Below are 23,497 nucleotides of genomic sequence, written 5' to 3'. Positions count from 1 at the left end.
TCGACAGGACGCATCGCGGCTTGTAGGGAGCCTGCCCATGCCTCTCTCCCTCTCGCGACGGCTTCTGCTCGCCGGCCCCGTCCTCCTGGCGGAGGCGCCCCGCGGTGCCGCCGCAGCCGGGCCGGCGGCACGGCATATCGCGGTCGCCTGCTGGGGCGGCTCGTACGCCGACGTGCAGCGCGCGGTCGTGGATGTCCGCGCCGGCGGTCTCGACATCGTGGTCGCCCAGCGCATCACCACCGAGGCCGAGCGCGTCGCCCGGCTGCTGTCGCCTCAAGCGGGCGGCATCGATGTCGCGCTGCTCTCCGATGTCGACGCCTATCGCCTGTCGCTGCGGCAGCTGTTCGCCCCGGTGACCACGGCGGGCGTCGCCGGCCTGCCCACGATCGCCGGCGGGCTGCGCGCGCCGTACGGCGTGCCGCAGGGGCGCACCGCACTGACCATCGCCTACAACACGACCCGCGTCCGGGTGGCGCCGCGCGGCTTCCGCGAGCTGTTCGCCGTCGCGAAACAGGGTCGGGTCGGGTTCTCCAGCCAGCTGGCGATCCATAACCTGGCGGCGGGAGCGATCGCCGAGCAGCATGACGGGCCGGCCAGCCTGCAGGCGGCGCGCAACATCTTCTCGGCTTTGCGCAAGGCCGGCAGGTTGCGTCTGTTCGCCGACAACGAGACGCTCGGCGCAGCACTTGCCGAGGGCGAGATCGACATGGCGCCGATGTGGCGGTCGCGGGCGCATGTCTGGCAGTCGCAGGGGCGGCCGGTGCATGACCAGGTCCCGGTCGAGGGCGCGATCCCGTTCACCATCCTGGCCTGCGTTCCGGTCGCCTCGAGGCAGCAGGCGGCGGCGATGAGCTATCTGGACCTCCTGCTGCATGCCGACGTGCAGCGCGCGATGGCCGAGCGCACCGGGCTGCTGCCGACGATCGTCGATGCCCGGCTGGACCCGGCGCTTGCCGCCCGCATCGGCTTCACCGCCGCCCAGCAGGCCCGGTTCCGGCCGCTCTCGCTGGATGCGGTGGCCCGGAACGGCCTGGAGCTGCGGCACTACTGGGACCACGAGCTGGCATGACCGGCGATCCCCCGGTGAGCGCACCCATTGCGCTTCTGCAACGTCAACAAAGTGACACACCACCTGTGCAGCGGCCCGTCTAGGAACGCCCTCAGTCTCGGGGGATGAGAACGATGTCCGATGTCGCGCTGCGCCAGCGTGGTGCTGGCCTGAAGCCGGTGCGCTTCGAATCCACCCGGTTCCAGGACAGCGACAGGGGCAGCAGGCCCAGCCTGAGCGGCGCGCTGCTGTTCTTCGTGCTGCTGGCGGGTGGCCTGGGCTACGCGCTGTTCGGGCTGGTCACCGACATGCACGCGAGCCACGCGCCGGCGCTGGCGATCGGCACCCTGGTGCTGCTCGGACTCGCCCTGCTGGTGGCGCTCGGCTTCGAGTTCGTCAACGGCTTCCACGACACCGCCAATGCGGTCGCCACCGTGATCTACACCAACAGCCTGTCGCCGGCCGCCGCCGTGGTCTGGTCGGGCACCTTCAACTTCCTCGGCGTGCTCACCTCGACCGGTGCGGTGGCGTATTCGATCATCACCATGCTGCCGATCGACCTGATCCTGAACGCGGGCAGCACCGGCGGCTATCCGATGATCTTCGCGCTGCTGCTGGCGGCGATCGTCTGGAACCTGGCGACCTGGGCGTTCGGCATCCCGAACTCGTCCTCGCATGCGCTGATCGGCTCGATCATCGGCGTGGGCCTCGCCAACCAGCTGCTGGCACCGGCCTCGGAGGCCAGCGCCGGGCTGCAATGGGGGCCGGTGGTCGCGGTGCTCAAGGCGCTGCTGCTCAGCCCGCTGATCGGCTTTGTGGCCGCCGGCGGCCTGCTGCTGCTGCTCAAGCTGCTGGTGCATCGCCGTGACCTGTACCAGGCGCCCGAGGGCAAGCAGCCGCCGCCGCTGTGGATACGCGCCCTCCTGATCCTGACCTGCACCGGGGTCTCGTTCTCGCATGGCGGCAATGACGGCCAGAAGGGCATGGGCCTGATCATGCTGATCCTGATCGGCGCGGCGCCGACGGCGTTCGCGCTGAACCGGGCGATGCCGGACAGTGCGATGCCGGCCTTCATCGAGACCACGCACCGCGCCGAGGCGATCTTCCAGGCGCATGCCGGGGGCCGCGCATCGGCCGGTGCCGAGCAGGCGCGCGCAGTGGTGGACCAGGCGCTGAAGACACGCGCGATCGACCGGCCGGAGGTCTATGCGGCGCTCGCCACGCTCTCCGGCGACATCGCCGGGCAGATCCAGAAGAACGGCACCATCCGCCACGTCCCCGCCGAGGCGGTGCCGAACATCCGCAACGACATGTATCTCGCCTCCGCCGCGGTCGGCAGCCTGGTCAAGACGCCGGGTGCCTTTTCGGGCGGCGATACGGCGACGATGAAGGCTTATACCGGCCACCTCAACCAGGGCACCCGCTACATCCCGATCTGGGTGAAGGTCTCGGTCGCCATCGCGCTCGGGCTCGGCACCATGGTCGGCTGGAAGCGGATCGTCATCACGGTGGGCGAGAAGATCGGCAAGGATCACCTGACCTATGCCCAGGGCGCCTCCGCCGAAATCGTGGCCGCCGCCACGATCGGTCTCGCCGAGGCCTACGGCCTGCCGGTCTCGACCACGCACATCCTGTCGAGCGGCGTCGCCGGCACGATGGCGGCGAACGGCTCCGGCCTGCAGACCAGCACGCTGCGCAACATGGCGATGGCCTGGATCCTGACCCTGCCGGTGGCGGCGCTGCTGGCGGGCGTGCTCTACGCGATCCTGCACAGCCTCTGAGCGCTTCGCCGGGGCGGTCTTCACGATCTTGCCGGCTGCTGCTGGCACTTCCGGTGCATTTGTTCGCACACATGCGGGGCGTCTATCGGCTCGGCGTCCTCGGCACGCTCTGGGGCATGGCGGCGCTGTTCGATGCCTCTGCCATTGCGGTCACCCTGCTGGCCGCCGGCCTTGCCGGGGTGGGTCTGTTCAGCCTGGGCCGCTGCGACCGGCTCCGCGACGCGCCCGACGCTAGAGCATGATCCGATCGATCATGCTCAGCTTGTCGTTTGCAAGAGCAGCTTTATCGGAAACTCGGCATCGCGAAGCGATTCCAATTGATCGGATGCTGCTCTAGACATCAAGCCGAGGCTTATGGTTCGGGCTTGAGCCCCTGTATCAGCACGTCGCAGGCCGCCTTCGGGCGACTGTGGTTTTCATAGTCGCTGTCGCATAGTTCGCTTGCGCTGATACGGACCTGATCATTCTCGGGGATTCCGGGCAGCGCCGCCAGAAGATCCTGTGCGCAGTGCCCATGGGAGCGTAAGTCCATTTCCACGCCGTGCATCAGCAACTGCACGGGGACGATCATTTCGTAGATACCCGCCGTCAGTCGGAAGTGAGAGATGACCTTCGCCCCTGTTGCACAGACGGGACCATACAGATCGGGATGACCGAGCAGCACATGATCCACGCGGCGACCCGCGATCCGCGGCCGGTTTCCGGTATTGAGGCTGGCAAGTCCATTGGCGTTGCCGTCTTCGAACCGGGCGATATCGACCAGTTCGTGAATGATGATGATGGCCTTGCAGGAAGGCGTCTTGCAAAGCGTCGCGCGTGCGTGAGCAGCGGCAGATGCCACAGCGTTGGTCATCGGCGCCGTTTCGTCTGGGTTCCAATCTTGCGCTGGAACTACCGCCGCTGCGGTGATGCTGTTGCAACCGAGCGCCACAGCCCAGAGCAGGACCAGAAACTGTTTCATGGTACGTTATAGAACTTGAAGTCTTTGTCCTGAATGCCTGATATACGAATGACCGAGTAATTCTTGGCCCAGCTGGGACGGAAGTTCCGGATCGCCCGCCCACTCTTTGTAACCCCGGGGACGCTTTCCAGGCCCCCGCGCGCATCGGTATTGGAAGAGGGCCTGTCTCCCTCGTTCGGCATCGACTTTGGCGAGTAGAAGTGGGTCGCGCCTTGGCTGATATCCATCGCGCTGCCATCAAGGATTCTCGCAGCAAGGTGGAGGGTCATACCTGTCGTCATCTGGCCGTGGGCATAGTTGCCGTGGGCCCAGATCTCGGACACTCGGGTGGATTGCTGTTTCTTCATGCGATTGATCACCGTCCAGCCCACCATGGCCTGCGCGGTCTCGTTCTCGCCACCGGCTTCGGAGACGATGATGCGGGCGAGATCAGTGATATTCTCTTGCGCAAGCTGATCGGAGCCCTCCCTTGCATCCTGGCCGTCTGCAAGCGATGGCATCAGGACGCTCGGCTTTCAACGCGGGAAGCTGGGACGCTCTTGGCGGTGGTGACCGTTGATGGCGGCCGATCCGGAACGGCATAGGGCATGGCGACGGCCTGTGTTGAGGATGTTCACCTAATGTTACGACGCCCCAACGCTTGCACGAAGTTTGTTCGTGCTCATCCAGGGCGTCGGGCAGGGTCATGCGGCCACCGTCAAGCCGGGCCACCTCAGCGGCCGATGTCCGCCGGCGGCGTTCAGCAGCATCAACTCGGCGGCGAGCAGGTCGGTGGCCGCCGTGATCTCGGCCACCTCGCCCGACCGCCTGCACCAGGCTCATCGCGGGCGCGAGGCTTGGAGGGACGCAGGACGCGCCATAGATACAGGGTCACCCCGCACAGGATCACGCCCGCCAATGCCCGAATCCGCTTCGGCCCTCGCTACCGCCTCCGCCGCCTCCGACCTGGAACTCGCCAAAGACCGGGACCTTGCCAAGGAGCGGGACCTCGCCATGGAACCGGATCGCGCGTTGACCGAGGGCGACCTGCCGGAATGGGACCTCTGCGATCTCTACGAGAGCACCGACAGCCCGGCGCTCGCCGCCGACCTGGACGCGGCGGCGGCGGCGGCGCGCGACTTCGCCGCCGGCCATGCCGGGCGGCTCGGCGGCTACGACGCCGCGGCCCTCGCCGCCGCGATCGCCGAGTACGAGCGCATCGACGAACAGCTCGGCCGCGCCGCCTCCTTCGCCAGCCTGCTGTTCGCCGCGAACGCGTCGGACAGCCAGGTGGCAAAATTCACCCAGTCGGTGAACGAGCGCATCACCGCCATCGGCAGCGACCTGGTGTTCTTCACGCTGGAACTGAACCGCCTCGATCCGGCCGGACTCGAGCGGCACTTGCAGGACCCGGCGCTGGCGCGCTGGCAGCCGTTCCTGCGCGACCTGCTGGTGTTCCGGCCGCACCAGCTGTCGGACGAAATCGAGCGCGTGCTGCACGAAAAGGAGGTCACCGGGCGCTCGGCCTGGAGCCGGCTGTTCGACGAGACCATGGCGGGGCTGCGGGTCACCATCGGCGAGGAGGAGCTCACCGTCGGCGACGCGCTGAACCGGCTGGCCGACCGCGACCGCCGCAAACGCGAGCAGGCTGCCCGGGCGATCGGCGCAACGTTCCAGCGCAACATCCGGCTGTTCTCGCTGATCACCAACACCATCGCCAAGGACAAGGCGATCACCGACGGCTGGCGGCACTATCCGCGCCCTGGCAGCTCTCGCAATCGCGGCAACATGGTCGAGGACGAGGTGGTCGACGCGCTGGTCGATGCGGTCACCGGCGATTACGGCCGGCTGTCGCATCGCTACTACGCGCTCAAGGCGCGCTGGCTGGGCCTGGACCGCCTCGAGCACTGGGACCGCAACGCGCCGCTGCCGGGCGACGAGAACCGCACGATCCCGTGGGACGAGGCGCGCGCGCGCGTGCTCGGCGCCTATGCCGGGTTCGATCCGCGCATCGGCGCCATCGCGCAGCGCTTCTTCGACCGGCCGTGGATCGATGCGCGGCTGCGGCCGGGCAAGTCCGGCGGCGCGTTCGCGCATCCGACGGTACCGTCGGCGCATCCCTACATCCTGCTCAACTTCCATGGCCGCACCCGCGACGTGATGACGCTGGCGCATGAGCTCGGCCATGGCATCCATCAGATCCTGGCCGCCGAGCAGGGCTACCTGATGTCGGGCACGCCGCTCACGCTGGCAGAGACCGCCAGCGTGTTCGGCGAGATGCTGACCTTCCGGGCGCTGCTCGACAGCGAGACCGATCCTGCGCGGCGCCGGCTGATGCTGGCCGGCAAGGTCGAGGACATGCTGAACACGGTGGTGCGGCAGATCGCCTTCTACCGCTTCGAGACCTTGCTGCATGACGAACGCAAATCGGGCGAACTGCTGCCCGAACGCATCGGCGCGCTATGGCGGCAGGTGCAGGCCGAGAGCCTGGGTCCGGCCTTCAACCTGACGCCGGAATATGACGTGTTCTGGGCGTACGTGCCGCACTTCGTGCATTCGCCGTTCTATGTCTATGCCTACGCCTTCGGGGACTGCCTGGTGAATGCGCTGTATGGCGTCTTTGCCGGCGGCCATCCCGGCTTTGCGGCCAAGTATCTCGAGATGCTGCGCGCCGGGGGCACCAAGCGTCATCGCGAGCTGCTGGCGCCGTTCGGCCTCGATGCGTCCGACCCTGCCTTCTGGCGGCGCGGCCTCGACGTGATCGCGGGCTTCATCGACGAGCTGGAGCGCGCGTGATGGCGGACCGGCTGCCGTCCGACCTCGACCGCGCCTCGACGGTGTTCGGCGAGCTGCGGCGCCTGGCGCGCACCTCTGGCGCCGTCGGCGGCATCGCGGCGCGGATCGCGGGCGAGCGCTTCGGGCTGCGCACCAACAAGGGCGCGCATGCCGAGGACCTGCGCGCGGTGCTTGGCGGCCTGAAGGGGCCGCTGATGAAGGTCGCACAGCTGCTCTCGACGATTCCCGACGCGCTGCCGGCGGAATATGCCGCCGAGCTCGCGCAGCTGCAGGCGAACGCGCCGGCGATGGGCTGGTCGTTCGTGCGCCGGCGCATGGCCGCCGAGCTGGGGCCGGACTGGGAGCGCAAGTTCAGCCGCTTCGGCCGCGAGGCGGCGGCGGCGGCGAGCCTGGGACAGGTGCATCGCGGCGTGCTGCCGGATGGCAGCGTGGTTGCCTGCAAGCTGCAATATCCGGACATGGCCTCGACGGTGGATGCCGACCTGCGGCAGCTGCGCGTGGCAATGAACCTGTACCACCGCATCGACAATGCGATCCAGCAGGACGAGATCTACAAGGAACTTGCCGAACGCCTGCGCGAGGAGCTCGACTACGCGCGGGAAGCCTCGCACCTGCGCCTGTACCGGCTCATGCTCGGGGATTTCCCGTCGGTCAGCGTGCCGGAGCCGGTGGATGCGCTGTGCACCACGCGCCTGCTCACCATGAACTGGCTCGATGGCGAGAGCTTCCGGCAGCGCCTGGAGCGCGATGCGTCCGAGGCAAGCCGCAACGCGATCGCCACTGCGCTGTTCGGCGCCTGGTACCGGCCCTTGTACCGCTACGGCATCATCCACGGCGACCCGCATCTCGGCAACTTCCAGGTGCGCGCCGACGATGGCCTGAACCTGCTGGATTTCGGGGCGATCCGGATCTTCCGGCCGGAGTTCGTGCGCGGCATCATCGACCTGTACGAGGCGATGCAGCACAACGATACCGAACGTGCGCACCACGCCTACGAGACCTGGGGCTTCACCGACATCACCAAGGAGAAGATGGCGGTGCTCAACGAGTGGGCGAAGTTCCTGTACGAGCCGCTGATGGAAGACCGCGTGCGCTCGATCCAGCAGTCGAACGATCCCACCTACGGGCGCGCGGTGCTGGAAAAGGTGCATGCCGGCCTGCAACGGACCGGCGGCGTCAAGCCGCCGCGCGAGTTCGTGCTGATCGATCGCTCCGCCGTCGGTCTGGGCAGCGCCTTCCTGCGCCTCGATGCGAAACTGAACTGGTATCGCCTGTTCCACGAAATGATCGACGGCTTCGACGAGTCTGCGCTCGCGGCACGGCAGGCGAGCGCGCTGGCGCAGGCGCGGGTGCCGCCGCCGATCCCGCAATCGCACGCCATGGTTGTGTGAGCCGGCCGGTTCAGCGGGCGCCGGAGACCCGTGCCATGGCTGCTCGCGGGCCGCGGGCGCGCTGCAGCAGCCGGCGGACCGGCTCGTCGTAGTAGCGGCCGGCGAGCCAGGCGAGCAGCATGATCGGCAGCGCGGCCGCGTCGATCCAGGCGCTGCCATGCAGGTCCGGGCGACGGTGCTTCAGCCATCCGGCCAGCAGCATCAGGATCGGCATGTGGATCACGTAGAGCGGATAGGAGATCTCGCCCAGCAGGCGCATCCCCGGCCGCTCGGGCCGATAGTCCACCCCGATCGACAGCCACAGGATGGCCGGCAACCCGAACAGCACCATCAGCAGGTCGACCTGCCAGTGGGTGTCGGGCAGGCAAAATATCGCGAGCAGCCCGCAGGCCGCGACCCAGGGAACCGTGCGGGAGTGCACCGGCTGCGGCCGCAGGTGCCACACCAGGACGCCGAGAAAGAAGCCGAACATGGTGCGCGCGGCGCCCCCTGGCAGGGTGTCCCAGGTGAAGCCGAGATTGACCGAGGCCTGTTGGTGCGCAAGCAGCACCAGGAGCAGGGCCGCAGCCAGTGACAAAGCGCACAGCACGACCTTGCCGGCGCGGATCACGATCACTGCCCAAACCAGGTTGACCAGGAATTCCAGTGCCAGCGACCAGAGCACGTTGTTGCCTGGGAACAACCAGTCTCCGGTCACGCCGCCGGGGTGCAGGTTGGGGATCAGCAACAGGTTGAGGCCGGTTGCGAGCATCACGTGCGACACGTCATCGGCCGCTGGGGCCTGCGTCTTCCACCGGAGCAGGAAGTAGGCAAGCCCCAGCATGACGCCCAGCATGCTCAACGGCAGCAGCCGCCGCGCGCGCAGGCCGAAGAAGGCGCCCAGCGTCATGCCACGCAGGCGCTCGGAATAGGAATGCGCGAGCACGAACCCGCTGAGCATGAAGAAGAAATCGACCGCCAGCCAGCCATGCGGCATCAATGACGGCGCACCGGCTCGACGATTGAGATGGTAGAACATCACGGCCAAGGCGGCGATGCCGCGCAGGCCATCGAGCAGTTCGTAGCGATTGCGAGCAGGCAGGATTTCGGCCCTCGAGATTTGCATCGCTAGCGTCCCTGCGGCTGGTCCGGCAACACGTGTCCACTCAGCTCGGCCGAACCTGGACGCACGGCCCCGAGGAACACACCGGAGTGTGAACAACCATTCACGTGAAATCGTGGCGAAACGTTAGCCGGCTCCGGCCCAGGTGGTTCTGCGCGGTTCAGGCCGGCGCGAGTTCGGCGTCAGGCAGCATGCCGTGCGCCGCGTCCTCGGTTTCGAAGCGGCCGCGGGCGAACACCGCTGTCATCCAGACGAACAGCACACTCGCAGGGGCCGCGATCAGCATGTTGTCGGTGATGCACTCGATGCTCACGCCGATCATGACCAGGCGCGTGATCACCTTGTCGGTGCTGGCGAGCAGCCGGGTCCAGCGCCATGTCCACAGCGTCATGAACACGATGACCAGCCCGATGCCGACATAGCCGCCATCGACGCCCAGTCGCAGGAATTCGTTATGCGCCGCCGTGGTCCCCAGCAGCTTGGCGGCCAGGCTGTCGGGATCCATGACCTGCTTCGACGCGCCGACGCCCCAGCCGAGCATCGGCGACCGGTTCCAGGCGGCTTCGAAATACGGCCAGATCACGTCGCGGCCGCTCATGCTCACGCCGTGGTCATCGTCCGAGAGCACGGTGAGGATGCGCAGGCTCTTCGAGGTGACGGCGAGGACCATTAGCGCCGGCAACGCGAACAGGCAGACCAGCAACGGAACCACGCGCTTGCGCAGGGTGAAGCTCTCCGACTTCAGGGCCACAAACGATATTCCGGTCACCATGATGGCGCAGAACAGCGGTGAGCGCGAACCGGTGATGACCAGGATCAGGAAATTCAACCCGACCAGGAGGGTGTACCGTGTTCGGCCGGTCCGATAGAGTTCGACCAGGGCCGCATAGATCGCCATCATCGACAGCCCGGCCAGGAAGGCCGGATGGGTCGAACCGGCCAACCGGATCGAGCCACTTTCGTCGGGCGCGAGCATCGGCCGGATCCCGGGCGCCGCCAGCAGTGCGCCGAAGCCTACTGCAAGCGTCGGCACCCACATCGTCGTCTCGATGATGACGGCGCACCAGCGGCGCGACAGACGGCTGAACGAGAACGCGTAGGGCGCCGACGATCCGATGACGGTCCGGATGCTGTCGCTCACCGTGAGATTCGGGTGCAGTCCGTGCGAGTATGCGGTGAAGAACATGAGCACGAAGGCCCAGCCCGGATTGAGCAGGTCGACCAGCAGGCCATAGCGCAGGATGCAGATGGCGGCGAGCCCGAAGCCGGATGCCTTGACCAGGGCGGTGATGAGGCTCGCCTGGCCGGGCATGAGGTCGCCGAGCCACATCTCCGGGGTGCTGCCGACGACAAGCAGCCAGATGGCGCAGCAGGCGACCGGCAGGCGCAGGCAGACCACGGCGACGCAGGCGAGCAGGCTCAGGCCCATCACGCCGATCATCATCGTCTGGCCCATGTAGGCTGCCAGGATGTAGATCGCGAAGAATGCGGCGCCGATCGACAGCGGCAGCCCCGGGGCGCGCAAGCCGTCGTAGCTGCGGCTGCCGCGTGGGAGCAGCGTTGACCTCACGCCGGGCGGCCCGCTGCGTCAGGCCCAGCTGGGGCAGGCCCAGCTGGGTCAGGCATGGAGGGATGGGCGTCGGTCGGCCAAGGCATCGTCAGGTCCTGAACAGGCGCCGGACGTGCTGCAAGATGCAGCCCGCCCGTGTCGCCGGGGCACAAGCCGGCCCTGTCTAGCAAGCCTGTGCCCTGCAGCGTCAAGGAAATCGGCCGGCGCCCGGGCGATGTGCTACTCGCCGGCGACGATGCGCAGCTTCGGCCGGTTGCGGTTGGCCTGCTGGCGATAGATCGACAGATAGTCCTCGGCCATGCGGCGCGCGGTGAAGCGGGTCTCGAAACGCTGGCGGATCGCCCGCGGATCGAGGTCGCGCAGCCGCGAGATTGCCGCCATGGCGCTGGTCTCGTCCTCGACGATGAGGCCGGTCAGGCCGTCCTCGATCACCTCGGGCACCGAGCCGCGGTTGAACGCGATCACCGGGGTGCCGCAGGCCATCGCCTCGATCATCACCAGGCCGAACGGCTCCGGCCAGTCGATCGGCATCAGCAGCCCGCAGGCGCCGGACAGGAAGCCGGACTTCTGGCTGTCGTTGATCTCGCCGATGAGTTCGACCCCGTCACCGAGCAGCGGCCGGATCTGGTGCTCGAAATACTCGGCATCCACCTTGTCGATCTTGGCCGCGATCTTGAGCTTGATGCCGGCGGCGCGGGCGATCCGGATCGCCTTGTCCGCACCCTTCTCGGGGCAGATGCGGCCGAGGAAGGCCAGATAGTCGCGCGGGCCCGGGGTCGGGGTCAGCAGGTTCGCCGGCAGCCCGTGCAGCACGGTGCGGACGAAGTTGGCCTGCGGCAGCGGACGGCGCTGGCTGTCGGAGATCGACACCACCGGCACCTTGTTGAAGGTGTTGAACACCGGCTGCAGCTCGGGCAGGTCGAGGCGGCCGTGCAGGGTGGTCACGAACGGCTTGGACTGCCGGCTGAAGAACGAGAACGGCCAGTAGTCCATGTGGAAATGCAGGACGTCGAAATCGTCCATCCGGCGGGCGACGTGCTCCATCATCAGCATGTGCGGCGCGATCGGGTCACGAATGGCCGGGTCGAGACGCAGCGCGCGCGGCCAGGAGGGATGCAGCTCGGCGCTGGTGACGCTGTCGCCGCTGGCAAACAGCGTGACTTCATGGCCTAGATTGACCAGCTCCTCGGTCAGGAACGAGACCACCCGCTCGGTGCCGCCGTACAGCTTCGGCGGAACAGCCTCGTGGAGTGGGGCGATCTGGGCGATGCGCATGGGACGGGGCTCCTCTGGAGTGTCAACACGCGATAAACACCCCGATCGCGGCATTCTTGCGGCGGCCGCGAGGCATTATGGCGTCAATCTCGACTTCGGCGTGTCGGATGAACAACCTTGCGGAACGAACCGGGTTGCATCCGGCGTCGGCTAGTGCAGCAACCCAAACAGACCGAACCGGTCTATTTGGGTTAAAGCTGAACTATATCGATGTTCTAGGGCACCTTTAACCCGGACAAAGCTGCTCGCTTTGTCTGGGTTGGTGCACTAGGCCGTGCCATGACCGACCGGCGCGCCGCACAAGCGGATTACAGTTTTTCTCAGGCCTGCTAAGGATCGCGGCATGACCACCCCCGTCGATCACTCGGCGACGATCTCCGATGCCGACCTGGTTCGGCTGGCGCGTCAGCCGCTCGCCTTCATGTTCCGCTACGTGCGGCGCCACAAGCTGCAGCACATCGCCATCATGCTGTCGGTGATCCTCGCCGTCGGCTGCGCGGTCGGGTCGTCCTATGCGGTGAACTTCCTGGTCGACACGCTGAACGCCCACAAGAACGGGCCGATGGGACCGGTCTGGAAGGCGGTCGGGCTGCTCGGCGGCCTGATCGCGTTCGACAACATGTCATGGCGGATCGGCGGTTGGGTCTCGACCTACGCCTTCGTGACGGTCACCGGCGATCTGCGCCGCGACCTGTTCCGGCACCTGACCGGCCACGCGCCGTCCTATTTCGCCGACCGCATGCCGGGCACGCTCGCCGGCCGCATCTCCGCCACCGCGACCGCGATGTTCACGCTGGAGAACCTGACCTTCTGGAACGTGCTGCCGCCGTGCCTGAACGTCGCCTTCTCGATCCTGCTGATGATCATCGTGAGCCCGGCGATGGCGGCCGTGCTGGTGGTGCTGGCCGCGCTGCTGTCGTGGCTGATGTTCCGCCTGGCCGCCGGTGGCCGGCCGCTGCACCATCGCTACGCCACCGAGGCGGCGCGGGTGGATGGCGAACTGCTCGACGTCATCAACAACATGCCGCTGGTGCGGGCCTTCGGGGCCACGCATCGCGAGCGCCGGCGCTTCGGCGAACGCATGAAGGGCGAGATGGACTGGCGCGGCCGCTCGCTGCGCTACCTGGAGAAGCTGCGCCTGGTGCATGCGCTGCTGACCGCGATCCTGACCGCGGGCCTGCTGATCTGGGCGATCCTGCTCTGGCACGCGCACCGCGCCAGCGTCGGCGAGGTGGTCATGGTGACCACGCTCGGCTTCATGATCCTGCATGGCACCCGCGACCTCGCGGTGGCGCTGGTCGAGACCATCCAGCACATGGCCCGGCTCGCGGAAGCGCTCGGCACGCTGCTGCTGCCGCACGACATGCCCGACGAGGCGGATGCCACCGGCTTCAACGGGCCGCCGCGCGGCGAGGTGGTGTTCGACACCGTCACCTACGCCTATCCCGGCGGGAGCGCGATCCTGGACGGCTTCAACCTGCGCGTCGAAGGCGGCACCCGGGTCGGCCTGGTCGGCCGGTCCGGCTCCGGCAAGACCACCGTGCTCGCCCTGCTGCAGCGGCTGCGCTACATCCAGGAGGGCCGGCTGCTGATCGACGGCGTCGAGCTGCGCAGCCTGACCGAGGAGGCGCTGCGCTCCGTCATTTCGGTGGTGCCGCAGGACGTCTCGCTGTTCCACCGCTCGGTGATGGAGAACATACGCTACGGCAAGCCGGAGGCGTCCGACGAGGAGGTCCGCGTGGCGGCGGAGAATGCCGGCTGCGGCGACTTCATCGACGACATGCCCGAAGGCTTCAACACCGAGGTCGGCGACCGCGGCGTGAAGCTGTCCGGCGGCCAGCGCCAGCGGCTGGCGATTGCCCGCGCCTTTCTGCGCAACGCACCGATCCTGCTGCTCGACGAGGCCACCAGCGCGCTCGACTCAGAGAGCGAGCAGCGGGTGCAGGAAGCCCTCGAGCGGCTGATGGTCGGCCGCACCGTCATCGCCGTCGCGCACCGGCTCTCCACGCTGCGCGACTTCGACCGGATCATCGTCATGCAGTCCGGACGGGTGCTGCAGGACGGCTCCCCGACCCAGCTCGAGCGGGTCGAGGGTCCGTACCGCGACCTGCTGTCGCTGCAGGCCGTGAGTCTGGAGGATGTCGCCTGACGCAAAGCTACGAGATGTCATCCGACATCGGGGCTCGAGGCTGCCGCCTGATATCAGATCAATCACAGACTTGTGATTGAAAGCGTTTTGATATCATAATAAACGACGTTGCCCGAGCGTGGTGCCCGGGCTGCTTCAGGCGGACCGCGTCCCATGAATTTCATCCTTCCGACAGAGGTTCCCGGCCGGACGTTGCTGCCGGCCCGGCCAGTGGCTGCAGGGGATGCCGGCGATGCCTACGCTGCTCCGGGCGGTGTCGCGCTCTCGCGTGAGAATTTGAGCCAGAAGGCCTATCTGCGCATCCGCTCCTCGCTGATCTACAGCGAGCTGCGGCCCGGCCAGAAGCTGATCCTGCGCCCGCTGGCGGCCGAGCTCGGGCTGAGCCCGACGCCGGTCCGCGAGGCGCTGCTGCGGCTGGTGTCCGAGCAGGCGTTGACGCTGGACGAGCGCGGGTCAGCCCTGGTGCCGGTCATCGGGCTCGACGAATTCCGCGAGATCGTCGAGATCCGCTCCGATCTCGAAGGTCGCGCCGCCTGCCGCGCCGCCCAGCGGGCCACCGATGCCGAGATCGGGCAGATCGCCGACCTAGCCGCCCTGTACGACCGCGCCTCGGCCGCAGGCGACCGCGCCGCCATGCTCGGACACAATGCCGACCTGCACCGGCTGGTCTGCCGGGTCGCCCGGGCGCCGCTGATCCTGCGCATCCTGGAGGGCATCTGGATGCGTATCGGGCCGGTCTATGCGCTCACCGTGCCGGCCGCCTGCGAACCGGCGCCGCTCGCACGCCACCCGCACGACGACCTGATCGACGCCCTGCGCTCGCACGACGGCGATGCGGCCCGCGCCGCCGCGATTTCGGATATCCGCCAGGGGTCAAGCGTGCTGGAGGCATCGCTCGCCGAAATGGCCTGACGCCGGAGACGCGGAGCCGAGCCGGCCGGTCAATCGTAATAGTCCGGCCGGTCGATATCCGAGATGATGCCGATCTCGCTCGGCTCCCATCCGAGAACCGCTCTGGTCCTCACGCTGGAGGCGGGACCATGGCCCGCCACCCAGGCCGCCAAGGCGCCGAAATGCGCCTCGGCGGCTTCTTGCGTCAGGGCCTTCGCGGGCACGCCGATCTGCCGGGCGATCGCCTCGGCGATCAGCCTGAACGGCACGTCCTCGGCAACGGCGTGATATGCCGCATTCCGGGCGCCCCGTTCGAGTGCCATGCAAAAGACGCGCGCGGCATCCAGCCGATGCACGGACGGCCAGAGGTTCCGCCCGTCTCCGACATAGGCGGAAACGCCGGTCTCGCGGGCTTTGGTGGCAAGCATGGGAACGAAGCCATGCCGCTCCCCGACGCCGTGGGTCGAGCGCGGCAGGCGGACCACGGATGCCCGCAACCCGCGCTCGGCGAGTGCGAACGCCGTCTGCTCCGACGCGCGTGGAAACCCGGGCATGACGGGCGGCCTGGCGTCTTCCGTGAACGCCTCCCCGGCAGGCAGCAGGCCGAAGCCGCCGGTGACGACGATCGGCCGGTCAGAACCGGCGAACACCTCCCCGAAGGTCTCGATCGCCTGACGGTCCTCCTCGCTCAGTTCCACGATCTTCGAGAGGTCGAGACCGAATGCCGTATGGATGACGCCGTCGGCATGGCCGGCCCCGTGCCGGAGTACATCCAGATCGCGCAACGAGCCCGGCAGCGGCGTGCCGCCGTTCGCGGCGAGCGCCTCACCCTTTTCCCTCGAGCGAACCAGGCCGACGACGGTGTGGCCCGAAGCAAGGAGTTCGCGGGCGATCGCCGACCCGACCCAGCCGTTCGCTCCTGTCAGAAACACGTGCATGCTGACCTCCTCGACCATCCCGGGGGGAAAAATTGCCACCCCGCGGTGTCAGTCACTGACATAGCGCGTGTGTCAGTCACTGACAACAGGAGCAGTCGGATCTGTGACGAGAAACGAAGACGATGTGCGCGTTCGTCTGCAAGGCGCGGCGTTGGCGCTGTTCCGCGAGCGCGGCTACGACCGGACCACGGCCGCCGAGATCGCGGCGCGGGCCGGCGTGACGGAGCGGACCTTCTTCCGGCATTTCCCCGACAAGCGGGAGGCCCTGTTCGATGGCGAGGCCAGGTTGCGCGCAGCCCTGACGGCGTCGATCGCCGATGCGCCTGCCGGGCTCGGGCCGCTCGACACGCTGTTCTGGGCGTTCCGGTCAGTCCGGCCCGCGCTTGAAGATAACCGGCCCTTCTCGAAGCCACGACACGAGGTCATTGCCGCGACCCCCGCACTGCACGAGCGCGAGATGGCGAAAATGGCCGCGCTCGCCGCGGCGCTCGCCGCCGCCTTGCAGGCGCGAGGTGTCGCGGATCTGCGGGCGGTGCTTGCCGCCCGGACCGGCATGGCGGCGTTCGTGCATGCCACGGTCACCTGGCTAGACGATCCCGGGCCAGGTCTCGGCGAGCATCTCGATGTCGCCTTTCGCGAGCTGAAAGCGCTGCTCACCGAGATCGAAGACTGATCCCGCCATGCGGTCGGCGGCATAGAATCGGGGCCTGGGGCCTTCGGCCCCAGTGGGTCAAGGGCAGAGCCCTTGCGCTGCCTAGCCGGAGGCCGGCTCGGACTCCGCCTTATCCGAGCCCGGCGGCTCGCTCTCCGGCGCGTCCGGGGGCCGCGGCGTCACCCCGTTCGGACGGGCGCCGGCGAGCTTCAGGCCCGGCACCTCGATGTCGATCTCCAGGGTGGAGACCGAGGCGCCCCGGTCGAGCTTAACCTGCACCTTGTCGCGGTCGATCGTGACGTGGCGCGCGATCACCTCGAGGATCTCCTCGCGCAGCTTGGCGATCAGCTCGGACTGGCCTTCGCCGTTGGAGCGCTCGTGCGCCAGCAGGATCTGCAACCGGTCGCGGGCGACCGGCGCCGAATTCTTGCGGGTGAAGAAGCTGAGGAGGCTCATGCCACCCTCCACTTGAACCATTTGCCGAACAAGCCGCGGCGATCGCTGGGCACGCTCATTTCCAGCGTCTCGCCCTGCAGCCGCCGAACCGCATCGAAATAGGCCCGGGCGGGGGCACTCTCAGGATTGGACAGGGTCACCGGCGAGCCGAGGTTGGACGCGCGCAGCACCTCCTCGCTTTCGGGGATGATGCCGAGCAGCGGGATCGAGAGGATCTCCAGCACGTCCTCGGTGCGCAGCATCTCGCCGCGGGCGGCGCGTGCCGGGTCGTAGCGGGTCAGCAGCAGGTGCTTGTCGATCTTCTGGCCGTTCTTGGCGCGCAGCGTGGTGCTGTCCAGCATGCCGATGATGCGGTCGCTGTCGCGCACCGAGGAGACCTCGGGGTTGGTCACCACGACCGCCTCGTCGGCGTGATACATCGCCATCTGCGCTCCCTTCTCGATGCCGGCCGGGCTGTCGCAGACCACCCAGTCGAACTTCTCGCGCAGCTCGGCGATGACCCGCGCCACGCCGTCCGGGGTGAGGGCGTCCTTGTCGCGGGTCTGCGAGGCCGGCAGGATCGACAGCGTGTCGATCCGCTTGTCGCGGATCAGCGCCTGGCTCAGCTTGGCGTCGCCCTGCACCACGTTGATCAGGTCGAACACCACGCGGCGTTCGGCGCCCATCACCAGGTCGAGGTTGCGCAGGCCCACGTCGAAATCGACCACCACGACGTTCTTGCCGCTCTGCGCGAGTGCCGCCCCGAGGGCCGCGGTCGAGGTCGTCTTGCCGACGCCGCCCTTGCCCGATGTGACGACCAGAACCTTGGCCATGATGTCTCCCTTTTGTGCTTCGTCGCCCGGTCTTAATCGAGAGGCAACAGCAGCAGCGTCTCGTCGTCGAGCCGCGTCTGTGTGCTCTTGCCGATCAGCTCGACCGGCATGTCCTCGGCGGTCATGTAGTAGCCGTCGATGGCGATCAGCTCGGCGTTCATGCGCCGGCACAGGATGCGGGCGTCGCGGTTGCCGCCGAGGCCTGCCACCGCGCGTCCGCGCAGCGTGCCGTAGATGTGGATCGACCCGCCGGCGGCGATCTCGGCTCCCGAGGCCACCGAGCCGATGACGGTGACGTCGCCCTCGGCGAACACGATGGACTGCCCCGAGCGCACCGGCTCCTCGATCAGCAGCGAGGGCTGCACCTGCGCGGCATCGGCGAGTGTGCCGGCGCCGGTCGCGGAGCCGGCCGGGAGCGCGCCATCCTCGGGCACCTCGAGCGGGCCGACCGCGCGGCCGCCGGCGAAGCCCTGCGGCCAGTCCCAGCCCACGGTGGCCGGCCAGGCGGCGTCGGCGCCCTCGATGGCGATCAACCGCACGCCGCGGTCGGCGAGCGCCGGCAACAGCTCCGCCAGGCCTGCGTCGGTCGCATCGAGCAGGCCGCAATCCAGGATCACCGGGCGCCCGGCGAAGAAGCTGGCGGAGCGGGTGATCTGCGCGTCCAGGCCCTGCAGCCAGGCAGCGAGCGGCGGCTCCGGCGAGAGCACCAGTGCCATGAACGAGCGGCCGCGCACGCGGATCTGCGGCAGCGGCGCTGAAGGGTGCTGAATTTCGGACACTGGCTGCGACTATCCGCCCGCAGGGGCGGGGTCAATCACAAACCGGGAAGTTGTTGCAACGGCTGGCCCAGGCGAGGCCTCGGCGGCAGATTTCAGCGCGCCGCGACGCAGCAGCGTTGGCGATCCGGGTCGGGATGAAATAATTTCCCTCGATGCGAATCCTCCACCACATGCCGCTGTCGCCGTTCTCGCGCAAGGTCCGCCTGGTCCTGGGCGAGAAGCGGCTGCCTTTCGAACTCAGGACGGAGAAGCTGTCGGAGCGCCGCCCCGAATACCTGGCACTCAACCCGGCCAACACCGTGCCGGTGCTGGTGGAGGAGAACGGGCTCGCGATCCCGGATTCCGGGGTGATCTGCGAATATCTGGAGGAGGCCTATCCGGACACGCCGCTGCTCGGGCGCACCCTGGGCGAGCGGGTCGAGATACGCCGGCTGGTGGCCTGGTTCGACGGCAAGTTCAACCTGGAGGTGACCCGCAACCTGGTCGGCGAGAAGATCACCAAGCGCATGGTCGGCCGCGGCAACCCGGATGCGGGAGCCCTGCGGGCCGGCTATGCCAACGTGGCCGGGCACCTGGACTATATCGGCTGGCTCGCGGAGACGCGGAAATGGCTCGCCGGCGCGAACCTGTCGCTCGCCGATTTCGCCGCCGCGGCGCACCTCTCGTCGCTGGACTATATCGGCGACATCGACTGGAGCCTGTCGCCGCCGACCCGCGACTGGTATGCGCGGATGAAGTCGCGGCCGAGCTTCCGGGGCATCCTGAACGACCGCATCACCGGCATCACCCCGCCCGCGCACTACGCCGACCTCGATTTCTGAGACCCTCTGGGTGTCCGCGATGCAAACGCTGCTGGTGTTCGGCCTCGGCTACGCCGCCTCCGCCGTCGGCAGGCTGGCGGCCGGCGCAGGCTGGCGGGTGGTCGGCACCACCGGCCGGGATGCGCCCGAGGATGGCATCGAGCGCATCGGCTTTGATGCGGCGGCCCGGTTCCTGACCGAGGCCACCCATCTGCTGGTCTCGGTGCCGCCGCGCGACGGGGCAGGCGATGCGGCCGATCCGGTGCTGGCGCGATATGCGAGCGCCGTGCGCTCCGCCGCCCGCCTGCGCTGGATCGGCTATTTCTCGACCACCGGGATCTATGGCGACCGGGACGGCGGCTGGGTCGACGAGGCCAGCGCGCCCAATCCCGGCTCGGCCCGGGCACGGCGCCGGATCGAGGCCGAGCAGGCCTGGACCGCCTTGGCCGGGCAGGCCACCGATGGCGTGATCGACCTGCTGCGCATCGCCGGCATCTACGGACCCGGACGCAGCGCCTTCGACAGCCTGCGCGCCGGCCACGCCAGGCGCATCCTCGCACCCGGGCACTGCTTCGGGCGCATCCACCGGGACGACATCGCCGGCGCCACCTTCGCCGCGATGCTGCGTCCTCCGGCAGGGCGCCGGGTGCTCAACCTCGCCGACGACCTCCCGGAGGAGAGCGCGGTGGTCACGGCGTATGCAGCGCAAGCGCTCGGCCTGCCGGAGCCGGACGGGAGGCCGCTCGCCGAGGCGTGGGCCACGATGAGCCCGATGGCGCGGTCGTTCTGGGCCGACAACCGCAAGGTCCGCAGCGCCGTCACCCAGCAAAGGCTCGGCTATCGCTGGCGCCATCCGACCTATCGCGAGGGCCTCGACGCGATCCTGGCCGAAGAGCACCGCGCCGGCCTGGCAGGGTGCTGAAGCAGCCAGGCCAGGGCGTCACGCCGTCCGACGGAGCGCGTCCAGGGCCGCGGTCATCAAGGCGATATCGGCCGGACGCGACAGCCGGTGGTCGCCGTCCTTGACCAGGGTCAGCTGCACGTCGCTCGCCGCCAGCCGCGCGGCAAGCCGCAGGCTGCCCTCCCAGGGCACGTCGGCATCCTGCTGGCCGTGCAGGATGCGCACCGGACAGCCGACGGCGATCGGGCCGTCCGGCAGGCAATGACGCTCGCCATCCTCGAGCATGGTCCGGGTGATCGGGATCGGCGCGCCGGAGCTGCCCGGGCGGTGCCAGACGCCGTCACGCTGCAGCGCCTCTGCTGCGTCCGGCGGCAGGTTCGCCGCCACCCGGCGCGTCATGTCGGGCGCCGGCGCCACCAGCAGCAGCCCGGCGACCGCGTCCGGGCGGGCGAGGGCGAGCAGCAGGGCCAGCCAGCCGCCGATCGAGGAGCCGACCAGGATCATGCGTCGCGACGCAAGCCGCTCCGAGGCGAGCCGCGCGTCGCCGAGCCAGCCGCCGATGGTGCCGTCGACGAAGCGGCCGCCGCTGCCGCCGTGGCCGGAACAGTCGAAGCGCAGGAACTCCGAGCCGCGCGCCGCCGCATGCTGGGCGAGATGCTCGGCCTTCTGGCCCTGCATGGTGCTCATCAGGCCGTGCAGGAACAGGATCGCGGGGCCGGCGCCGGGCTGGTGGCGCGCCGCGAGCCGCACCCCGTCGGCGCGGACGATCTCGATCGCATCCGCCGCGACGTCAGCGTCCATGCCGCACGGCCTCGGTGACCTGCTGCTTCAGCTCGCTCCAGAACTTGGGGCTCCCGAGCTTCGGGTGGGTCTTGCTTGCGGTGGTCGGCACGCTCGTCTCCCGGGACTGCAGGTTCCCGGACCTTAGGCGGGCATGCTGCTCGCCCACTGCAACCGCGTTTGCGCGCGACTGTTCCGCCCATTGCCGGGACCATTACGTCTTCAGAACGGGACACGGGGAGGATCTGCGTGCTATGGCGCCCGGCGATGTCTGCCTCCGCCCCCCTTGTCGCGGCCCGCTCCGTTGCGGCCCAATCGGTACACGCCCGCCCGCCGGTGATCCTGCAGGTGCTCCCGTCGCTGCAGGCGGGAGGCGTCGAGCGCGGCACCATCGAGATGGTGCGTGCCGTGGCGGCGGCCGGCGGTATCCCGCTGGTCGCCAGCGCCGGCGGCCGCATGGTGTCGCAGGTCCGGCGCGCCGGGGGCCGCCACATCACGCTGCGCCTGATGACCAAGGACCCGCTCGGCATCTGCATGAATGCCTGGTGGCTGGCACGGTTGATCCGGCGCGAGCATGTCGACCTGGTGCATGCCCGGTCGCGTGCCCCCGCCTGGTCGGCGTGGCTGGCCGCGCGCCGTACCCGGACCGCCTTCGTCACCACCTGGCACGGCGCCTACAGCGAGAACCTGCCGTTCAAGAAGCGCTACAATGCGATCATGGCGCGCGGCGAACGGGTCATCGCGATCAGCCGGTTCGTGGCCGCGCGCCTGCAGGCCGACTACGCGGTCGGGCCCGACCGGCTGCGCATCATCCCGCGCGGCGCCGACCTCGCCATGTTCGATCCGGCCGCGATCCGTGGCGACCGGCTGCATGCGCTGGCCTCGGACTGGAACCTGCCGTTCGGCGCCAAGGTCATCATGCTGGCCGGCCGGATCACGCCCTGGAAGGGTCATGAGCTGCTGCTGCGGGCGCTGGCCAGGCTGCCGGCGGCGACAGACAGGATTGCGGGTGCTCCGGCCTGGGTCTGCGTTCTGGTCGGCCCCAGGCAGCGCGAGGGGACGCATGCCGATACGCTGCTCGCACTCGCGCACGACCTCGGCCTGATGAAGCGGCTGCGCTTCGCGGGCCACTGCGACGACATGCCGGCGGCCTATGCGCTGGCCGACATCGTGGTGGTGCCCTCGCTCAAGCCGGAGCCGTTCGGGCGCGTGGTGATCGAGGCGCAGGCGATGGGACGGCCGGTGCTGGTGGCAGGCCATGGCGGCGCCAGCGAGACCGTCGAGGACGGGGTCAGTGGCACGGTGTTCCCGCCTGGCGATGTCGAGGCGCTGGCGCAGGCGCTCGCCCGGCTGCTGGCGCTGGACGACGTCGAGCGCGAGGCGCTGGCCCTGCGCGCCCGCGCCCACGTCGCCGAGCATTACGGCCTGCCGGCGATGCAGCAATCGACGCTCGCGGTCTATGACGAGCTCCTGTGCAGGCAATCCGACCCGCCCCGATGGCGCGCATCCTGATCATCAAGCTGGGGGCGCTCGGCGACCTCGTGCAGGCCTTCGCGCCGTTTGCCGCCATCCGGCGGTATCACCCGGACGACCGGCTGGCGCTGCTGACGACAAGGCCCTTCGCCGCCCTGTGTTCGGCGTCGCCCTGGTTCGACGAGGTGCTGGTCGACGAGCGGCCGGCCTGGTGGCACGCGGGCCGGGTGATGGCGCTGCGCCGGATGCTGCGCGGCCATGATTTCGTCTATGACCTGCAGACCTCGAGCCGCTCGCAGCGTTATTTTCGGCTGGCCGGTCGGCCGCCCTGGTCCGGCATCGCGCGCGGCGCCTCGCATCCGCACGACAATCCGGGCCGCGACCTGATGCACACGCGCGAGCGGCAGGCGGACCAGCTGGCACGCGCCGGTATCGCCGTCGTGCCGGTGCCGGACCTCGCCTGGCTGGCGGTGCAGGGGCCGCATCTGCCCGGCCCGTATGCGCTGCTGGTGCCCGGAGCGGCACCGCATCGCCCGGCCAAGCGCTGGCCCGCGGCGCGGTTTGCGGAACTCGCCGGGCTGCTCTGGGCGCGCGGGCTGCGGCCGGTGGTGGTCGGCGCCGGCGGCGATGCGCCCCTGGCGCAGGTGATCCTGCGTGCATGCCCGCAGGCGCTCGACCTCACCGGGCAGACCAGCCTGCTCGAACTGGGTGGCGTCGCGGCACGCGCCGCACTCGCAGTCGGCAACGATACCGGGCCGATGCATCTCGCCGCCGCGATGGGTGCGCGCTGCATCGTGCTGTTCTCCGCCCAGAGCGACCCGGCGCTGACCGCACCGCGCGGGCCCGATCCGGGCAGCGTGACGGTCCTGCGCGCCGGCGATTTGGCCACCCTGCCGGTCGCCGATGTCGCGAGCCGGGTTGCGGCATCCCCGGGGTGACGCCATAGGAGGGCGCAACCGCGAA

22 protein-coding genes are annotated in these 23,497 nt (G+C 68.9%); 12 read left to right on the top strand and 10 right to left on the bottom strand.

Features of this window, described 5'->3' with window-relative positions:
• Positions 1-37 precede the first annotated feature (37 nt).
• The 3 genes from ACQY4O_RS09260 to ACQY4O_RS09250 all read left to right on the top strand — a co-directional run bounded on the left by ACQY4O_RS09260 (position 38) and on the right by ACQY4O_RS09250 (position 3,071).
• Positions 38-1,069, top strand: a complete 1,032-nt coding sequence (locus ACQY4O_RS09260; protein WP_428375985.1) for an extracellular solute-binding protein — start codon at positions 38-40, stop codon at positions 1,067-1,069.
• Between the two features lie 113 nt (positions 1,070-1,182).
• The gene (locus tag ACQY4O_RS09255; RefSeq protein ID WP_428375983.1) at positions 1,183-2,829 is read left to right on the top strand and encodes an inorganic phosphate transporter; all 1,647 of its coding nucleotides are present in this window, start codon (positions 1,183-1,185) and stop codon (positions 2,827-2,829) included.
• 71 nt (positions 2,830-2,900) lie between these two features.
• Positions 2,901-3,071: a hypothetical protein gene (locus ACQY4O_RS09250; protein WP_428375982.1), complete on the top strand. Its 171-nt coding sequence runs from the start codon at positions 2,901-2,903 to the stop codon at positions 3,069-3,071.
• Positions 3,072-3,181: 110 nt separating this feature from the next.
• Here the strand turns inward: ACQY4O_RS09250 and ACQY4O_RS09245 are convergent, their stop codons facing one another.
• Together ACQY4O_RS09245 and ACQY4O_RS09240 are read right to left on the bottom strand one after the other, a co-directional pair.
• A complete protein-coding gene (locus ACQY4O_RS09245) occupies positions 3,182-3,790 on the bottom strand; it encodes a hypothetical protein (RefSeq protein WP_428375981.1) in 609 nt (202 codons plus the stop codon).
• Entirely contained in the window at positions 3,787-4,290 is a 504-nt protein-coding gene (locus ACQY4O_RS09240; protein ID WP_428375980.1) for a hypothetical protein, read from the bottom strand. Before ACQY4O_RS09240 ends, ACQY4O_RS09245 begins: the two co-directional genes overlap by 4 nt.
• A 493-nt stretch (positions 4,291-4,783) precedes the next feature.
• On the opposite strand from ACQY4O_RS09240, the gene ACQY4O_RS09235 reads away from it, so the two are divergent.
• Complete coding sequence (locus tag ACQY4O_RS09235; protein WP_428378154.1) at positions 4,784-6,565, top strand: M3 family oligoendopeptidase; 1,782 nt, start codon at positions 4,784-4,786, stop codon at positions 6,563-6,565.
• Complete coding sequence (locus ACQY4O_RS09230) at positions 6,565-7,956, top strand: ABC1 kinase family protein (protein WP_428375979.1); 1,392 nt, start codon at positions 6,565-6,567, stop codon at positions 7,954-7,956. The genes ACQY4O_RS09235 and ACQY4O_RS09230 overlap by 1 nt, the downstream gene beginning before the upstream one ends.
• 10 nt (positions 7,957-7,966) lie before the next feature.
• Here ACQY4O_RS09230 and ACQY4O_RS09225 read toward each other — a convergent pair whose 3' ends face one another.
• From ACQY4O_RS09225 to ACQY4O_RS09215, 3 genes are all read right to left on the bottom strand, one after another.
• Positions 7,967-9,061 (bottom strand): acyltransferase family protein, encoded by a 1,095-nt coding sequence (locus ACQY4O_RS09225; RefSeq protein ID WP_428375978.1) that lies wholly within the window; start codon positions 9,059-9,061, stop codon positions 7,967-7,969.
• Between the two features lie 157 nt (positions 9,062-9,218).
• Positions 9,219-10,628, bottom strand: coding sequence for an O-antigen ligase family protein (locus ACQY4O_RS09220; protein ID WP_428375976.1), 1,410 nt, complete (start codon positions 10,626-10,628; stop codon positions 9,219-9,221).
• Positions 10,629-10,847: 219 nt separating this feature from the next.
• A complete protein-coding gene (locus ACQY4O_RS09215) occupies positions 10,848-11,903 on the bottom strand; it encodes a glycosyltransferase family 4 protein (protein WP_428375975.1) in 1,056 nt (351 codons plus the stop codon).
• Positions 11,904-12,246: 343 nt separating this feature from the next.
• Here ACQY4O_RS09215 and ACQY4O_RS09210 point away from each other — a divergent pair, with 343 nt between their 5' ends.
• Entirely contained in the window at positions 12,247-14,052 is a 1,806-nt protein-coding gene (locus tag ACQY4O_RS09210) for an ABC transporter ATP-binding protein (protein ID WP_428375974.1), read from the top strand.
• Positions 14,053-14,205: 153 nt separating this feature from the next.
• A complete protein-coding gene (locus tag ACQY4O_RS09205) occupies positions 14,206-14,964 on the top strand; it encodes a GntR family transcriptional regulator (RefSeq protein ID WP_428375972.1) in 759 nt (252 codons plus the stop codon).
• A 29-nt stretch (positions 14,965-14,993) separates the two neighbouring features.
• On the opposite strand, the gene ACQY4O_RS09200 is transcribed toward ACQY4O_RS09205, so the two are convergent.
• Entirely contained in the window at positions 14,994-15,881 is an 888-nt protein-coding gene (locus ACQY4O_RS09200; RefSeq protein WP_428375970.1) for an SDR family oxidoreductase, read from the bottom strand.
• Positions 15,882-15,984: 103 nt separating this feature from the next.
• Between ACQY4O_RS09200 and ACQY4O_RS09195 the strand changes: the two genes are divergently transcribed.
• Positions 15,985-16,554 carry a TetR/AcrR family transcriptional regulator gene (locus ACQY4O_RS09195; protein ID WP_428375968.1) on the top strand — a complete coding sequence of 190 codons (570 nt, stop codon included), beginning with the start codon at positions 15,985-15,987 and terminating at the stop codon, positions 16,552-16,554.
• Between the two features lie 81 nt (positions 16,555-16,635).
• Here the strand turns inward: ACQY4O_RS09195 and minE are convergent, their stop codons facing one another.
• From minE to minC, 3 genes are read right to left on the bottom strand one after another with little or no spacing between them, the layout of a single operon-like run.
• A complete protein-coding gene (gene minE, locus ACQY4O_RS09190; protein WP_428375967.1) occupies positions 16,636-16,989 on the bottom strand; it encodes a cell division topological specificity factor MinE in 354 nt (117 codons plus the stop codon).
• Positions 16,986-17,801 carry a septum site-determining protein MinD gene (gene minD / locus ACQY4O_RS09185; protein WP_428375965.1) on the bottom strand — a complete coding sequence of 272 codons (816 nt, stop codon included), beginning with the start codon at positions 17,799-17,801 and terminating at the stop codon, positions 16,986-16,988. Before minD ends, minE begins: the two co-directional genes overlap by 4 nt.
• Before the next feature lie 32 nt (positions 17,802-17,833).
• The gene (gene minC, locus ACQY4O_RS09180) at positions 17,834-18,580 is read right to left on the bottom strand and encodes a septum site-determining protein MinC (RefSeq protein ID WP_428375964.1); all 747 of its coding nucleotides are present in this window, start codon (positions 18,578-18,580) and stop codon (positions 17,834-17,836) included.
• A 152-nt stretch (positions 18,581-18,732) separates the two neighbouring features.
• Here minC and ACQY4O_RS09175 point away from each other — a divergent pair, with 152 nt between their 5' ends.
• Positions 18,733-19,401 carry a glutathione S-transferase family protein gene (locus tag ACQY4O_RS09175; protein ID WP_428375963.1) on the top strand — a complete coding sequence of 223 codons (669 nt, stop codon included), beginning with the start codon at positions 18,733-18,735 and terminating at the stop codon, positions 19,399-19,401.
• Between the two features lie 19 nt (positions 19,402-19,420).
• A complete protein-coding gene (locus tag ACQY4O_RS09170; protein ID WP_428378153.1) occupies positions 19,421-20,302 on the top strand; it encodes an SDR family oxidoreductase in 882 nt (293 codons plus the stop codon).
• An 18-nt stretch (positions 20,303-20,320) separates the two neighbouring features.
• On the opposite strand, the gene ACQY4O_RS09165 is transcribed toward ACQY4O_RS09170, so the two are convergent.
• Positions 20,321-21,082, bottom strand: a complete 762-nt coding sequence (locus ACQY4O_RS09165; protein WP_428375962.1) for an alpha/beta hydrolase — start codon at positions 21,080-21,082, stop codon at positions 20,321-20,323.
• A 228-nt stretch (positions 21,083-21,310) separates the two neighbouring features.
• Between ACQY4O_RS09165 and ACQY4O_RS09160 the strand changes: the two genes are divergently transcribed.
• Positions 21,311-22,573: a glycosyltransferase family 4 protein gene (locus ACQY4O_RS09160; RefSeq protein WP_428375961.1), complete on the top strand. Its 1,263-nt coding sequence runs from the start codon at positions 21,311-21,313 to the stop codon at positions 22,571-22,573.
• Positions 22,558-23,472, top strand: coding sequence for a glycosyltransferase family 9 protein (locus ACQY4O_RS09155; RefSeq protein ID WP_428375959.1), 915 nt, complete (start codon positions 22,558-22,560; stop codon positions 23,470-23,472). Before ACQY4O_RS09160 ends, ACQY4O_RS09155 begins: the two co-directional genes overlap by 16 nt.
• Positions 23,473-23,497 lie beyond the last annotated feature (25 nt).

It is taken from the genome of Lichenicoccus sp. (genome assembly GCF_965277665.1).
Taxonomy (GTDB): domain Bacteria; phylum Pseudomonadota; class Alphaproteobacteria; order Acetobacterales; family Acetobacteraceae; genus Lichenicoccus.
The sequence above is the reverse complement of the archived record's forward strand: the minus strand, read 5'-3'. Positions and strand labels throughout refer to the sequence as shown.